This is a genomic window from Paenibacillus sp. 598K (assembly GCF_003851045.1).
Taxonomy (GTDB): Bacteria; Bacillota; Bacilli; order Paenibacillales; family Paenibacillaceae; genus Paenibacillus_D.
This window is the reverse complement of sequence record NZ_BFBX01000278.1, coordinates 1-591: the sequence shown is the minus strand read 5'-3', so window position 1 is coordinate 591 and position 591 is coordinate 1. Positions and strand designations below refer to the sequence as shown.

Sequence of the window (591 nt, the reverse complement as noted above, 5' to 3'; positions counted from 1 at the left end):
TGAACAGGCGGCTCAGATAGTCAGGGTGAACCCGGTGCCGCTCGGCGATCTGCGGCAGCGACAACGGCTGCTCGTAGTGACGCTCGATCAGCTCGCGCACCTCCTCGGCGATCCGCGCGCCGGCGCTTGCGCCGCTGCGTTGCTGGGCGGCGAGTAGCGCCGGGAACAGCTCGCTGACGAGCCAGTCGAGCAGCTCGCCGACGCTGCTGCGGCGGCGCATCGCCTCCGCCAGCTCCTGCGAGGTGCAGCCGCAGACGTCCTGCAGGCTAAGCGCACGGTCGCGCAGATGGCGCTCCAGCGCGTGGACGAGCGCGCTCGCGCCCTGATGCAGTTGCCCCAGTGTCGCCTCGGGACTAGCGATCGCCTCCAGCAGCAGCCGGCACTCGCGCTCGGCGCTCGCCCGGTCGCCCAGCTCCAGCGCCAGCAGGAGCGCCTGCTCGCGCTGCTGCGGGTACAGGCTTGCAGCCGGGCTGCTCTCCGGCGTCCGCAGGAGCGCCTCGCGCCGATCGAGCCTGCGGCTGGCGAGCGCAGCCCCAGCGGCCTCCAGTCCGCGCCGCAGCATGCGCGGCGCGGCGGGATGCGGCTCGCTGA

Annotated in this window: 1 pseudogene; it reads right to left on the bottom strand. The window is 73.4% G+C overall.

The window, feature by feature from the left end:
- Positions 1-591, bottom strand: a pseudogene (locus PA598K_RS36945) (hypothetical protein); the annotation flags it as partial.